Annotated in this window: 15 protein-coding genes; 5 read left to right on the forward strand and 10 right to left on the reverse strand. The window is 39.3% G+C overall.

Features of this window, described 5'->3' with window-relative positions:
- Window positions 1-122 precede the first annotated feature (122 nt).
- Entirely contained in the window at window positions 123-1,508 is a 1,386-nt protein-coding gene (locus GYM62_RS18525) for a dipeptidase (RefSeq protein WP_219957487.1), read from the reverse strand.
- Window positions 1,509-2,867: 1,359 nt separating this feature from the next.
- On the opposite strand from GYM62_RS18525, the gene GYM62_RS18530 reads away from it, so the two are divergent.
- Window positions 2,868-3,848 carry an NADPH:quinone oxidoreductase family protein gene (locus GYM62_RS18530; RefSeq protein WP_219957488.1) on the forward strand — a complete coding sequence of 327 codons (981 nt, stop codon included), beginning with the start codon at window positions 2,868-2,870 and terminating at the stop codon, window positions 3,846-3,848.
- Window positions 3,849-4,045: 197 nt separating this feature from the next.
- Here GYM62_RS18530 and GYM62_RS18535 read toward each other — a convergent pair whose 3' ends face one another.
- From GYM62_RS18535 to GYM62_RS18550, 4 genes are all read right to left on the reverse strand, one after another.
- The gene (locus GYM62_RS18535) at window positions 4,046-4,465 is read right to left on the reverse strand and encodes an organic hydroperoxide resistance protein (protein WP_144603596.1); all 420 of its coding nucleotides are present in this window, start codon (window positions 4,463-4,465) and stop codon (window positions 4,046-4,048) included.
- 1 nt (window position 4,466) lies between these two features.
- Window positions 4,467-4,895, reverse strand: a complete 429-nt coding sequence (locus GYM62_RS18540; RefSeq protein ID WP_144603599.1) for a MarR family winged helix-turn-helix transcriptional regulator — start codon at window positions 4,893-4,895, stop codon at window positions 4,467-4,469.
- A gap of 100 nt (window positions 4,896-4,995) precedes the next feature.
- A complete protein-coding gene (locus GYM62_RS18545; protein WP_255590430.1) occupies window positions 4,996-6,177 on the reverse strand; it encodes a redoxin domain-containing protein in 1,182 nt (393 codons plus the stop codon).
- Between the two features lie 37 nt (window positions 6,178-6,214).
- Window positions 6,215-7,513, reverse strand: coding sequence for a Gfo/Idh/MocA family protein (locus GYM62_RS18550; protein ID WP_219957490.1), 1,299 nt, complete (start codon window positions 7,511-7,513; stop codon window positions 6,215-6,217).
- A gap of 581 nt (window positions 7,514-8,094) precedes the next feature.
- On the opposite strand from GYM62_RS18550, the gene GYM62_RS18555 reads away from it, so the two are divergent.
- A complete protein-coding gene (locus GYM62_RS18555; RefSeq protein WP_219957491.1) occupies window positions 8,095-9,027 on the forward strand; it encodes a hydrogen peroxide-inducible genes activator in 933 nt (310 codons plus the stop codon).
- On the opposite strand, the gene GYM62_RS18560 is transcribed toward GYM62_RS18555, so the two are convergent.
- From GYM62_RS18560 to GYM62_RS18575, 4 genes are all read right to left on the reverse strand, one after another.
- Window positions 9,028-9,516: a copper resistance protein NlpE gene (locus tag GYM62_RS18560; RefSeq protein ID WP_219957492.1), complete on the reverse strand. Its 489-nt coding sequence runs from the start codon at window positions 9,514-9,516 to the stop codon at window positions 9,028-9,030.
- A gap of 102 nt (window positions 9,517-9,618) precedes the next feature.
- A complete protein-coding gene (locus tag GYM62_RS18565; RefSeq protein WP_219957493.1) occupies window positions 9,619-10,224 on the reverse strand; it encodes a hypothetical protein in 606 nt (201 codons plus the stop codon).
- A gap of 334 nt (window positions 10,225-10,558) precedes the next feature.
- Window positions 10,559-11,194 carry an energy transducer TonB gene (locus tag GYM62_RS18570; RefSeq protein WP_219957494.1) on the reverse strand — a complete coding sequence of 212 codons (636 nt, stop codon included), beginning with the start codon at window positions 11,192-11,194 and terminating at the stop codon, window positions 10,559-10,561.
- Between the two features lie 139 nt (window positions 11,195-11,333).
- Window positions 11,334-11,786, reverse strand: a complete 453-nt coding sequence (locus GYM62_RS18575) for a DUF1569 domain-containing protein (RefSeq protein WP_219957495.1) — start codon at window positions 11,784-11,786, stop codon at window positions 11,334-11,336.
- A 213-nt stretch (window positions 11,787-11,999) separates the two neighbouring features.
- Between GYM62_RS18575 and GYM62_RS18580 the strand changes: the two genes are divergently transcribed.
- The 3 genes from GYM62_RS18580 to GYM62_RS18590 are packed head-to-tail and all read left to right on the forward strand — an operon-like array spanning window position 12,000 to window position 13,413.
- A complete protein-coding gene (locus tag GYM62_RS18580) occupies window positions 12,000-12,575 on the forward strand; it encodes a hypothetical protein (protein ID WP_091651941.1) in 576 nt (191 codons plus the stop codon).
- The gene (locus GYM62_RS18585; RefSeq protein ID WP_219957496.1) at window positions 12,562-12,849 is read left to right on the forward strand and encodes a transcriptional regulator; all 288 of its coding nucleotides are present in this window, start codon (window positions 12,562-12,564) and stop codon (window positions 12,847-12,849) included. The genes GYM62_RS18580 and GYM62_RS18585 overlap by 14 nt, the downstream gene beginning before the upstream one ends.
- A 42-nt stretch (window positions 12,850-12,891) precedes the next feature.
- A complete protein-coding gene (locus GYM62_RS18590; RefSeq protein ID WP_219957497.1) occupies window positions 12,892-13,413 on the forward strand; it encodes a hypothetical protein in 522 nt (173 codons plus the stop codon).
- A gap of 294 nt (window positions 13,414-13,707) precedes the next feature.
- Here GYM62_RS18590 and GYM62_RS18595 read toward each other — a convergent pair whose 3' ends face one another.
- On the reverse strand, window positions 13,708-14,367 hold the full coding sequence (locus tag GYM62_RS18595; protein WP_219957498.1) for a hypothetical protein: 660 nt from the start codon (window positions 14,365-14,367) through the stop codon (window positions 13,708-13,710).
- Window positions 14,368-14,436 lie beyond the last annotated feature (69 nt).

Raw genomic sequence — 14,436 nt, forward strand, 5'->3', positions numbered from 1 at the left:
TTTGTGACTATTCTGAATCAAGATTTTAATTATTTCTTTTTTTCTTTTCAAAATAGAAAACTTTTAAATCCCCCTAGCCCCTTGAAAAGGGGGATTGGCTAATTTTCAAATTTGAGTAAAACCTATTCACTCAATTTCTTAAAATGCCTGAAGAAAGCGGCGATAGTTTTTATTCCTATGAAGTAATTCTGAACCCCATAATGTTCATTTGGAGAATGAAGAGCATCTGTATCCAAGCCAAAACCAAATAAAATTGGATCCGAACCTAATTCCTTTTGGAAAAGCGCAACAATTGGAATGGATCCTCCTTCACGGGTTGGAATTGGGCGTTTGCCGAAGGTTTCCTCCATAGCTGCCTCCGCGGCTTTATAACCCACAGAAGAATCTGATACAACAGCCGGAGAGCCTCCATGATGGCTTTTCACTTTAACTTTCACACCAGTCGGAGCGATGGATTTGAAATGTTTTTCAAAAAGCTGTGCGATTTCCTGCCAGTTTTGATCAGGAACCAAACGCATGGAAATTTTTGCATAAGCCTTTGAAGGAAGCACTGTTTTAGCTCCTTCACCGGTGTATCCGCCCCAAATTCCGTTCACATCCAAAGTAGGTCTGATGCCTACCCGCTCGATGGTGGTATATCCTTTTTCTCCAAAAACAGTGGCTACGTCCAGTTTCTCCTCATACTCTTTCAAGTCAAAAGGAGCTTCATTTAATCTTCCTCTTTGCTCCGCGGTCAGTTCCTGCACTTTGTCATAAAATCCAGGAATAGTGATGTGCTCATTTTCATCTTTGAGAGAGGCAATCATTTTACACAGTACATTGATTGGGTTAGCCACAGCTCCACCATAAGTTCCGGAGTGAAGATCACGATTAGGCCCCGTCACCTCAACCTCCATGTAGGCTAATCCTCTCAAGCCCACAGTAATCGATGGATCTTGCATGCTGATCATATGGGTATCAGAAATCAAAATCACATCGGATTTCAATTTCTCTTTATTTTCTATGACAAAAGCATCTAAGTTGTCAGAGCCTACCTCTTCTTCCCCTTCTATCATAAATTTGACATTGCAGGGTAAATCTCCTGCTGCCATCATGGCTTCGAAAGCCTTTACATGCATGTAAAATTGCCCTTTGTCATCGGCAGAACCTCTGGCAAAAATGGCTCCCTCCGGGTGATTTTTAGTTTTCTTGATGACAGGATCGAAAGGAGGAGAATCCCATAATTCATAAGGATCGGCCGGCTGCACATCGTAATGGCCATAAACCAAAACAGTTGGAAGGGATGGATCTATGATTTTTTCACCGTAAACGATAGGGTATCCAGGCGTTGGGCAAATTTCAGCCATATCAGCTCCTGCCTTTTCCAGACTTTCTTTCACAAATTCCGCTGCGCGAAATACTTCGTCTTTGAATTTTGGATCAGCACTGACAGAAGGAATCTTCAATAAGTCAATCAATTCATTGAGAAATCGCTCTTTGTTTGCTTGGATAAAATCGTTTACTGCCATGGGTTTTGATTCTGTTTTTTGTTAAAGGCTTAAAATTATCGCTTTCAGGAGGAAATGCCTATTAAGTTTGCGGTTTTGTTGGGGAAAAAATGGAGTCGTCACTGCGAGCGGAGCTTGCGGAGCGTGGCAGTCTCAAAATTTCTCGCAGCGGCGCAAAGGTATATTCTCCCGCAAAGGATGAAAGAGGCAAAGTACGCAGGAAGCTATGTTTTCTATGTTCCCTATGCGGTTTAAAAAAATGCTCGCTGCGGTGCAGTGGCGCAAAGATTTATTTCCCGCAAAGGATACAAGAGGCCAAGGATATAAGAAGCTATGTTTACTATCGATTTTATTTTGTGGAAAAATACAACAGGATTCAAGTAGTTAATTGTTAATAGTTATTGAGTTCTCGTTTAGGGAAAAGCTCAATTTTGTCCAATGCTATGTGGGCTACTGTGCCTATGTGGTTTAAAAAATGCATCAAACGAATTGCTTTTTAGTATGCCGCGAAGAATAGAAGAAGCAAAGATTAATGCGTCACTGCGAGCAGAGCGTGGCAGTCTCAAATTCTTTCGCCAAGTATGATCAATAGCAAAAAGTTTTTTGAACTATGTTTTCTATATTCCCTATGCGGTTTAAAAAAATGCTCGCAGCGGCGCAGTGGCGGAAATTTTTATCTCCCGCAAAGGATACAAGAGGCGAAGAATCTATTAAGAGATGCTTTCTATCATTTCTCTGTGGTTTTAAAAAATAGCTTGCAGCGGCCCAGGGTGAGAGTTATGGGTTATTGAGTTATTAGTAACTAAGATTTTGTTCCTAGTCCAAACAGAGGATATTTTTCCAAACTAAAAGACATAAACCTTGCGATCTTCTTTGCGGCCTCCGCGTCTCTGCGGTAAATAAGATTCTCGCGGAGCCGCAGCGACGCAAAGTTTTATCTCCCGCAAAGGATGGAAGAAGCCAAGGATATAGGAAGCTATGTTTACTATCGATTTTATTTTGTGGAAAAATACAACAGGATTCAAATAGTTAATTGTTAATAGTTATTGAGTTCTCGTTTAGGGAAAAGCTCAATTTTGTCCAATGCTATGTGGGCTACTGTGCCTATGTGGTTTTAAAAAATAGCTTGCAGCGGCCCAAGGGAAGAGTTATGTGTTACTGAGTTATTAGTTACTAAGATTTTGCCCCTATTCCAAACAGAAGATATTTTTCTAAACTAAAAGACATAAACCATGCGGTCTTCTTTGCGGCCTTAGCGCCTTTGCGGTGAAATTCAATAACCTCTCAAATAAATTTCACTAGTTAGAAATTAACAAAAACCGGCCCTCTCCATGGTAAAGAGCTTCAAAATTGATTACTTAGTAGAAAGCAAGAGATCTTATGAAAGCGATTATTTGTCAAGAACACGGAATGCCGGAATCCCTGATCTTTGGGGATTTGCCAGATCCCAAAGCAGCTGCCAAGCAAATAGTAATTCAGGTGGAGGCATGTGGGGTAAATTTTCCTGATGTACTGATCATTCAAAATAAATATCAATTCAAACCAGAATTACCTTTCTCTCCAGGAGGAGAAGTGGCAGGAAAAGTTATTGAGGTTGGAGAGGGAGTTAAGCAATTTAAGCTTGGGGATTCTGTTTTAGCATTATGTGGATGGGGAGGTTTTGCTGAAAAGGTTGCAGTGGATATTGACCGTGTTTTTCCTCTACCTCTTGGTTTACCTTCCGAAATTGCTGCCACAACCTTATATACCTATGGCACCTCATTTCATGCCTTAAAAGATCGGGCACAACTCAAGGAAGGAGAAACCTTATTGGTGCTAGGAGCGGCAGGTGGAGTAGGGCTTGCAGCGGTTGAATTAGGGAAGTTACTCGGAGCCAATGTCATTGCGGCAGCATCTTCCCAAGAAAAGTTGGATTTATGCAAAAAGAAAGGTGCTTCGGAAACGATCAATTATGAAAAGGAGGAGCTTAAGAATAGAATCAAAGAGTTGACCGGTGGAAAAGGCGTTGACGTAGTGTATGACCCTGTTGGAGGAAATTTTACCGAAGCAGCTTTACGGGGTATGGCCTGGAAAGGAAGGTATTTGATCGTGGGTTTCGCAAACGGAGAAATTCCTCAAATCCCAATGAATCTACCCCTATTGAAAGGATGCTCTATCATGGGAGTGTTTTGGGGGCAGTTCTCCAAACTGGAATCTGAAAAAAGTTTTCAGAATATCGGACAGTTAATGCAGTGGATTCAAGAAGGAAAAATTCAACAGCATATCGGCCGGAAATATTCATTGGAAGAAGCACCAGAAGCCTTGCAGGCTATATTAGATAGAAAAATGCTCGGGAAAGGAGTGGTTGTTATCAGAAATTAGAGTCGAGAGGCGAGAAGTTAGATACGAGATGTTAGGTTGAGCTCCTGCCTTCCTTAAGCCGGGAGTCGAATGTCAGGCTGGGCGCCTGCCTGACGAGAGGCAGGGAGTCGATGCCTTTTTGCCAAATTTCATCAGCACTAGGTTTCGACACCCCCAATTAAAAACAAGAACCTTGTTTTATAGCCTAATTCTTACACTTAAACCGCCTTCACATTGACCTCAATATTCCCGCGAGTGGCTTTGGAATAAGGGCAACCTTCATGCGCTGCTTCAACCAATTTTTGTGCATGCTCCAAGGATTCTGCATGAGGGATTTTCACCTCAATATCTACTGCCAAACCAAAGCTATTTGGCCCATAATTCCCTAAATGTACTTTGGCCTTGATTTCTGAATCTCTTAAACTTGTTTTCCCGGCAACTGCACCCAAGGCACCACCGAAGCAAGATGCATAAGCAGCAGCGAATAATTGCTCAGGATTGGTTTTCTCTCCATCTCCACCAATTTCCTTGGGCATGGATACATCTAGGTCTATTTTGCCATCCTCGGTTCGAACATGTCCTTTTCTTCCTCCTGTGTTGATTGCTACTGCAGTGTAATCGATATTCAGTTTTTCCATATTATTTTTTGGCTGTTTTTAACTCACTAAACAAGTCTTGTAGCTGCTTGTTCAATTTTGAGATATCCAAACTGTCAATTTGCTCGAATTCAGCTTCTAAATTTTGAATAATGGTTTCCACCTTGCTTTGAAGACTTTTCCCTGGATAGGTCAATTCTACTTTAACCTTTCTTTCATCGGCTTCGCTTCGAATTCTCTTGACATAATTCTGAGATTCCAGTTTTTTGATCAAGGGAGTTAAAGTCCCGGAGTCCAATTCCAATTTTTCACCTATTTGATTGACATACTGACCATCTTCTTCCCAAAGCACAGAAAGAGTTAAATATTGTGGATAAGTCAATTCCAGTTCTTTAAGCCTCAATTGGAAAGCCTGAATTAAAAGTCTGGAGTTCGTATAAAGCAGGAGGGAAAGGTCTTTAAGATCTGACATAGCTAATTTTGTATTTGACTCAATTTAATTGGAAAAATGCTTTAAATAAAGTCTAATCATAAAAAAACCATCCTAACTGGATGGTTTTCAATTTTCTAGTCTAATAATACCGTCCTATCATCGGATGATCCACTATTTTTTGTTTCAAGAGTAAGTCATTAATAGGGCCATGTTTTTTGTAATAAATATTTCCTCTTGGTTCTATCAATAATGTGACGGGTAAACTCCCATCCCATTCTTTTCCGACTATATCGATCACCTCATATTTATCCTTTGTATCCATGATATAATTAGGCAAAGCAGAGGCTTTTCCTTTGAGGAATTTCAAAGCTTTGGCTTCTTGATCCGGACTATCCATGGAGATGGAGACAAACTGGAAATCTCGCTCCCCATACATTCTTTGCATGGTGATGAATTCAGGATACTCCATGATACAAGGCCCGCACCAGGTGGCCCAGAAATTTACCAGCATCAGTTCATCCGTTTTATTTTGAAGTAAATCCGCCAATCCCGATGTGGATAACTTTTCCAACGTCACAGGTTTTTCTTCCCATTCCTTGTTCATTTTGATAGTGTATTCATTTTTCCATGCCCATTTCATGGAGCAACCGAATGCCGGGGTTTGAGCCTGATCCGTTGGTAATGCCTCGCCTTTCAAAGTAAAGTCTATTGCCTGAGGTAGATCCTCTGCATTGGCAGTTCCGGGCTTTTCAGAACGATCGATCCTTCCGGAATAAGTCAACTTCCTGTTTTTGTCGAAAACAAAAACATGTGGGGTTGCAGTTGGGCCATAGGCTGTGGAAAACTCATGCGTATCCCCATCATAGAGGTAAGGGAAATTGAAATTTTTCATTTCAGCACGGATGCCCATTTCTTCAAATGAATCACTCAAATCTGTGTAACCCAATTCTTCAGGAAGAATGGCAATGGGGCTATTGGAGGATATTGCTACAAAAGCTACAGACTCATTTTTGTATTTATCCACAGTTTGAATAAACCTGTCTTCGTAGGCCTGCGCTGTCGGGCAGTGATTACAGGTGAAATTGACCACCAAAACATCAGAATCCCCAAAATCCTCCAGACTATAGTATTTTCCATCTACAGCAGGAAGAGTAAATGGAGGAGCTGAGTCGCCTATTTGTAATTGATTGATGGGCTGCTCTTCCACCAATTGGGGGTTAGCAACAAATGTGGATAAGTCTTCTTTTAACTCATCTTGAATCAATACTGATTCTTTCTTTTGAGAGCAGGAAAAACTGATTCCAACGAGAGTTATCCACACAAGAAATGTCTGATTTATCTTCATAGTAAATACTTGCTTAGGTTAAGGTGATATTATTTTGATAGGTATAGTGCAAATGGGTATTGGCTTCATAATCCTTCCCAAAATTTTGATTGATTGGATCCCAATCCAGAGGTCTTCCCAACTTCTTAGCGATATTTCCAATAGTGCACACCGTACAAGTGCTATGACCGATTTCTACCGGAACAATAGGGTCTTTTCTCCTTCTGATGGATTCAATAAAATCCACATGATGTTGGTTGAATGAAAAATTATCTGAACTCTTATCCAAGCCTAATTCAGGGATTGAAGTATCATAATTTCCTCTTGAGACCTTAATCCAGCCTTTTTCTCCCATAAACTTCACTCCCTGTCTTCCCTCATCAAATGGAGTTATCAACATTTCTATTCCGTCTGCATATTGATAGGTGAGAGGCTTCCCTTCAGTAGCCGGGATAACTTTCACAGGTCCGTTTCTGTCCATTCCTAATCCCCATTGAGCTACATCAATCATATGCGCTCCCCAATCAGTCATCAGTCCACCGCCGGTTTCTTCAAACCATCTCCATGCTGCCCAGAGTTTTTCATTCTCCTCCGGATTTAAGGAAATGGGTGGATTTAAATTCGGATGATACGGTATTTCTGGAATCGGGCCCAGCCATTTTTCCCAATTTAATCCGCTTGGAATCGCTTCAGGAGTTAAATCAAAAGGCTTGGGATGAGGATTATCTCCTACATGGACTAGGACTTGTTTAATTTTTCCCAATCTTCCCTTTTGCACATGATGAGCTGCGGTTTGAAAGTTCACTGCAGAGCGCTGCATACTTCCAACTGCCAAAACGATTGCATTTTCCCTTACTGCTTTGACCAATTCCTGACCTTCAAATACGGTAAATGTTAAAGGCTTTTCGAGGTAGATATCTTTCTTCGCTTTGCATGCATCTATTGCAATTTTTGCATGCCAATGATCTGGGGTGGCAATGACTACTGCATCAATATTCGGATTGGCTAAGAGTTCCTGGTAGTCCTCGTATAAATTGAAGGGTAGAGCAGTCCTTTTTTGATCAGCATATACTTTTTGAACGCGCTGTTCAAATCTCCTTCTTTTGATCTCGTAAACATCTGCAGCTGCTAAGACATCAACTCCTTCAATGCTCATCATTCTATTGAGCAAGCCCATGGCCTGTCGTCCTACACCAATAAAACCCAATCGAATGGTTTGTGGGTTTGGCTTAATAGTTTGAGCAAATCCGAATTGAGGAGCAAGGCTGAGTCCTGCTCCGGTAAGTAGACTGGTACCGAGAAATTTTCTTCTGGAAAAAGATTGTTTTGACATGATGATAGGTTATTGGGTTTGAATGCATTATTGTTTATTAAAATCTGATTAGCCGCAATCATGCCTGTTGCCTTATTTTATTTGCTTGACCGATTGGAAGACCGATGACCGAAGACCCAGCCACGGCAGGCAGGCGAAGGTTCCGTGATTCTGATCCTTTTATCAGACAATAAGCCGTATTTTGTTGTTACTGGTAAGAAAGCGGATATCCATATATTAAAATACTGTAATTCCTGAGGAAAGCGAAACACTGTTTGATAGGAATGCTATTGTAGGGATGAATTGATGAAATCGAGCATGAAGTAGCCGTTACGCACAGAGATGACTATCAAAAACGCGAGATTCTCCCGAATCAAGTTCGGGTCAAGCTATGTGACCTTTGAAAATCAATTATAGACACATGAAATGCCCATGAGGAAAAATCTCACACAAGGGGATGCCCCGATAAATCGGGGTAGGGCATTCCATCTGACCTCTAAAAATCAAAATATAAACAGATGAAAAATAAGTGATAGATGATTTTTTGAGTTGGCTGAACTCTTGAGCCTTTTTCTATATTAGTAAAGAAAGTATTTTTGACTATGACCATTCAACAACTCGAATACCTAATAGCTGTGGATAAACACAGGCATTTTGGCCAGGCAGCTGAGTCTTGTTTTGTAACGCAGCCAACTTTGAGTGCTCAACTTTCCAAATTGGAAAACGAGCTTGGAGTTATACTTTTTGATAGAAGTAAAATGCCTGTTATTCCTACTGAGATTGGAGTGCAGATTATCGCTCAGGCGAAAAAGGTGGTATCTGAAAGTAGAGGCGTTTTGGAGTTGGTGGCTCAGCTGAAGGGTGATATTTCTGGTACTATCAAATTGGGAATTATTCCAACCCTAGCACCTTATCTTTTGTACCGATTTGTGAGGAGTTTTCTGGAGAAGTATCCCAATGTCAAGTTGGATGTTCAGGAAATGGTTACCGAAGAGGTGGTTAAAAGACTGAAAAACCATGAACTGGACATGGGTATTATTGTGACACCACTCGGGGAGTCCGGGATTGTGGAAAAACCCATGTTTTATGAAAAGTTCTATGCTTACCTATCCAAAAATCACCCTCTATTAGCACAAAAAGAAATAAAGGCCAACCAAATTAAATCAGAGGAGCTCTGGATTATGCAGCAGGGGCATTGTTTCAGGGATCAGGTGATTAATTTTTGTGATCAGAGCACTAGCGGGCATCAAAATTTCCATTATGAGAGTGGATCCTTGGAAGGCTTAAAAAATATGGTCAATCGCTATCAGGGAATGACTCTGCTTCCGGAGTTGGCTACGTTTGAATTATCTGATGAGGAAAAGTCAAGATTAAGACCATTTGAGGGACTCCCGCCGACTAGGGAAGTGAGTATTATTCTAAATAGAAGTTTTTTGAAACAAAAACTGGTGGAACTGCTGTACAATGAAATAACAGAGGCCATTCCACAAGAGATGACCTCAAAGGCCCATGGCAAGATCGTCCGTTTTAAGTAATTATTCTTTCTTCAGAATATACCTTTGAGCAAGATCGCCCTTGATGACATTTCCCTCATTGTCCAAATGCCAAATTTTGCCTTCTCCTACCTTGTATCTTCTTGAAGCTTCCCCTAATCCTGCAAGTGTGATTTCGCTTCCTTTTTCATCCCAAACAAATGGGCCTGTGTAAGACTCTTCCAATGCATCATTTTTCCCCAAATAGGACGCTTTGTATTCATAAGTCCCATTGGCAGAAAGTGTGATTTTGGTTTCTATTCCTTCGCAGTCTGCACAGGGTAAAATACCCCTGTAGGTTCCTTCCCAATCTAAAGAGTTTTGAGAGTTATCTCCTGATTCAATAGGTATTTCTATTGCATCTGGAAAATCTCCCATAGCTACTTGCCCCGTTTCATCTTCTGATTCAGAATCAGAGAACTCCTTTTTTTCTTGTTTTCCACAGGAAATTAGACTCAAAAAAATGAGTGGTAGGACTAGTTTTTTATACATAGTTTCATCGTTGAAAGTGATTGGGTAATATGAAAATTTCTACAAATTTTCTATATAAGCACCCGATGCTATTCCCTTGAATGGCTTTTTAATTGCTAAAATTTATTCCGCTGAGAGGGATTTGCTCCTGCTTCCATACCCAACAACCAGTATAGTTGTCAATTGCTTGCTTTCAAGTAGCTCAGCTTGTTTTTTGTCCAAGTCAGCAAGAATAGAGTTACCCATATTTTCATAGAATGCTGCTCTTTCTTTATAATAATTTACGAAATAAGGGTTTTCGGCAATTTTTCTGTTCAGCCTTTCAAGAACACGGGCTGCAGACTCTGATCTTTCTGGGATATAAAAGCCGGTTTTTTCCGTTCCCGCTAATTTAAATTGAACCGTCAGTAAATATTCCTGCCCAAAGTATTCAGGACCTACCAAAGCAGGGCCACCTTGAGCAATTAATTTGTCAAAGGTTCTTGTTACCTCCTCTTCAAGCATTTTGTTTCCTGCTACTAGCATTGGGCTTTGTTTCAATTTTCCACTTTCATCAAATTGAATAACAAATGTTACTGGCCCCTCAATGCGCTCCGACCTCAGTTCACTACCATATTGGAGATTTTTGGACATGAATTTATTAAACTCATGGGTTCCTTCTGAATTTTGTGCCATGCTCCCTAATGAAAAATTCAAGAGAAAAATGGATAAAATAAGTAGCTTTTTCATGTTAATTGAATTTGGTTGCGTATGAATTTAATAATCTAACGCAGCAAAACCTATTAAGTTAGTATCTGTGTTAAAAATAATCTGATTATCCGCAATCATGCCAGTTGCCTTATTTTCTTTGCTTGACTGGTTGGAAGACCGATGACCGAAGACCGAAGCTTCCGGATTCTGATCCTTTTAGCAGACAATAGGCCGTATTTTTATCAATACTGGTAAGAAGGCGGATATCCATAAATAATAATTAGGAAATTAAGGTTTTTAGCTTTTTGCCAAATATTATTTTGATTATTTTCATCACTCCTTGATTATTAGTGTCTTGAAAAAAACTGAACTTTTAAAAAGTCTTTCCAGAAATCTGTCGCGTGCTCGTAACTCCAAAAACCTTAAAAGACAGGGAAGAAATAATACTGCTTTCCAGATTTTGAGCTTTTAAAAGATCTGCCGTTGCCTCTTGTTCTTGTCCCAGTTGCCGGTGTATTTGGGAGCGAAACCTTAAAAATTCCTGGTCGAATGGATAGTCCTGAACCAATCTATTGACAATTTTAAATGCCTTCTCAGGTTTATTTTTTTGCACGTAGCGGATTGCACGATTTTTATTTGATTCCTTTTCCTCGCTCAACATTTCAAAACTAAAAACTAGGAGATATTCCTGATTCAGATCCTTGTCGTCTACAATGATCGGATTCCAATTTTTTTGAGCTGCCTCAAATCCTTTCAGAACTTCCTTATTGAAAAAAGCTTTGTCTTCCTGATCAAGGCGGTAACTATCGATTGCACCTGTAGAATCAAATTTCAAGGCCAAACTCACATAACCCCCGGTTTTACTTCTTAATGCTTCCCTTGGGAATCGCATTGATTGATAGAAGCCTTTCTCCCAAGCTCTTTTGGCTTCCAATTTTAGAAGAGCGTTATCCTGTCCAAATGCCGAGGTCAAAGAGAAAAAAAGAAGAATTCCTAAAAGTTGTTTCATTTCGAGAGATTTTACTGATTCGCGATAATAAGAAGTTCAACTAAAAATAAATAATGTGTAAAACTATTAATTCATTAGGGTCAAATGATCTCAGGAGACAATGGGGGCCATGATGATCATTTTATACTTTTATGGTTAGCTAAACACCAAACTGTGTAAGGTGATGATCCAAATGTTTGTAAAACAAATTATTCCATTCCTGAGCGGTCATGGGCCCGAAAGAAGGTGATTCTTTTCCTTCAAAATGATCTTCGCCGAATTTTTGAGTTTTCCGTAAATAAGTAATCAATTGATTCTTTTCTCTTTCAAAATCTCTCCTATCTGAAATAATGAAAACAGGTGCTGTTCGGGCATTTTTAGGATATGGTTTTTCATTGACCACTCCTTTTTTTACAAAAGTTTTGAGCAAAAAACGCATCAAAGCATTGGGTTTCGGATGCTTATCTGTGAAGGCCATTTCATATGCTACTGCACAATGTGCCAGCATTTGATCCACTTTCATTTTACCCCAATTTGGTTGCGTATCGGGATTTAATCGGTTGATTCGGTCGATTAGCTCTTCGGTAACTTCCGCTTTGAAAATGTTTTTCATGTGTTTACAATTTGCTTTTGAATTGTCACATGGAATCTCGCAAAATAGAAACATTCCTGTGTCTGTCGATTCCGACATGCTCGATTTCAAGTGCTGTTAGGGTCTGAATTTTAAGCAAGTAAATCAATTATTTTCTCTCTAAAAAAATAATTATAGATTGGTTTATAAAATAAACCTATTTATATTTGTCTCGAAGATCAATTATCTGACACTATGGAAAAACAACTTTCAGGTTCTGAATCACTTCGCATTATTACGGAGATGATTTCAAATGCAAAAAGAGAAACGGCCGGGGACGGTGGGTTTCAAATGCTCTTATGGGGCTGGGTGATAGCCTTGTGTAATTTTGGCCACTATATATTATTTAATCTTGGCTATGAATATCCTTACATCGTATGGTTGTTAGTGGTGCCTGCTGCCTTTATCAGTTTCTGGAAGGGTATGCAACTATCCAGAAAAGCTAGGGTTAAATCTCATATTTCTGATGTGATCAACCAGCTTTGGATTACGGTATTCGTGGGGATTATCATCATCTTGGCTTTTATGCCTATTATTTCCTTCAATCAAAACCCTATCATTTTGATTTTGGCAGGGATTGGAATGTTTGTGACTGGAGCTTTAATTAAAGCTAAAGTCGTCAAAGGCGGTGGATTATTACTTCTAGTAGCGGCAGTAATCAGTTTTATGTTGCCGGTTTCAGAACAGTATTTACTGTCCGGTTTTGCAATCCTTTTGGGTTATCTTGCACCCGGATATTACCTCAAAAAACAGTATCGTGAGCGAGTTTAAGCCATTAGATCCTCTTTTACATTCACAGCTGCGGCTAGCAGTCATGTCCCTTCTATTAAGTGTGGAAGAGGCGGAATTTACCTTTATCAAAGAAAAGACAGAATCCACTGCGGGAAATCTTTCTGTACAGTTGGATAAGTTGGAAAAGGCAGGCTATCTGGCGATCGAAAAATCATTTCGTGGCAAAAGACCTTTGACTACCTGCAAGATTACTCAGAAAGGTGTGAAAGCCTTTGAGGCCTATGTGGAAAATCTTAAAAATTATATCAGTTAAAAAAATTTCTTTATTCAGTTTATAATATAAACCAATTTACAAATGAAAAATCTAACTCATATTCTCAGCTTGATTTTAATTTGTCTAGGCATCTCAACTTATGCAACTGGGCAGCAATATGAATTAAATCCTGAAATACAGGAAAGAATGAAGCAGCTTTCCTTTTTGGAAGGAAAATGGAAAGGTTCGGGCTGGCGTCTAGCTCAGGACCAGAAGAAATATACCTTTAATCAAACCGAAGATGTTTCTTTCCAGCTTAGTGGAACACATCTTCAAATAGAAGGTATGGGGATTTCGGATGGGGAGGTCGTTCATCATGCCATAGCAATGATCAGTCCCACCAAGGATGAAAGCCAATTTGAATTTTCCTCCTATTTGCAAAGCGGGCAAAAAGGAAATTTCAAAGCCGAAATGAAAGAGGGGAAGTTTTATTGGTATCCAAATGAGCAAGTCCGATACATCATTACTCTCAACGAAAAAGGGCAATGGTTCGAAATCGGTGAATACAATATGGGCGATCGCTGGTTTCAGTTTTTTGAGATGACCTTAGATAAGGTTGACTAAAAAGATATAGCTCCGGATGATTTCCGGAGCTTTTTTTAATAGTAAGCATTTCATTTTCTGGAGAAGAACTTCTATGGTTTACAATCTCCAATTCCTTTTCAGCTATTTCCATTAATTTTTCTCTCTCTGAATAAAATTTAATTATTCGTGATTTAGCTTGGAGACGGTGGGCATTCGGAGCCGTTCTCTTCCAGCCTACTCCTAACTCATTTAAGATCCTAACTTTCAATTTACTCTGGACATGCTGTATCCAAGGTGATGTTGTGTCCTGCCCTTCCCTTTCACTTTCATTAATCATTCATCTATATCTGGAATTTTAGGTGCTTTTATGCTTGGATAGCCAAACCAAATTGTGTTACCTCCTACACTGCTTCTACTTGTAATTATTCCACATTTAAACATTATATGACAAAATGACAATTGAAGAAAATATTCGTCTTCATTGAATTCCATAAACTTTACATTTTCATTATTTCTGAAATCCTTTATGAAATTCTCCAAATCTATCTTTGAGGCTATTTCTTGAATTTTTTCTTTACTTGGGTATTCGTTAAAGCTTATGTTTTCAAGTGCTTTTTTCTCTTTAAATTCAAAAACTCTCTTAGAATTGCCCAATATCAAACTGTCGATAAATTTTGAACTTTTGATATCATAACCCATTCCAAATTCATGATGCATTGCACCAGATAAAAAAGGAGCTTCGGTACAAATTTCCTTTGTTTCACCAGTGTTTAGATTTTTTGCAATGAACACAAGGTAGCTTGGAGATGACGTGCCTTGATTTTTGTAGGCAATATCAAATAACATATTTCTCAAAGAGTCTTTCCCTGCATTATAAAAAACATTCAATATTTCAACTTTTGCCTTTTCTGTATTATCACTTGAGTCTTTTCTTCCACAAGAATGGATTATTACGAAAATTAAAAATCCTAATATTTTGGCTTTCCTCTTCATGTTTGTTGTTGGTGTTTTTTAGGGTTGGACACAACGCCAAAATAAGAAATAGGTGATGATATCAATTGC

The sequence above is a fragment of the Algoriphagus sp. NBT04N3 genome, assembly GCF_019443765.1.
GTDB lineage: Bacteria > Bacteroidota > Bacteroidia > Cytophagales > Cyclobacteriaceae > Algoriphagus > Algoriphagus ornithinivorans.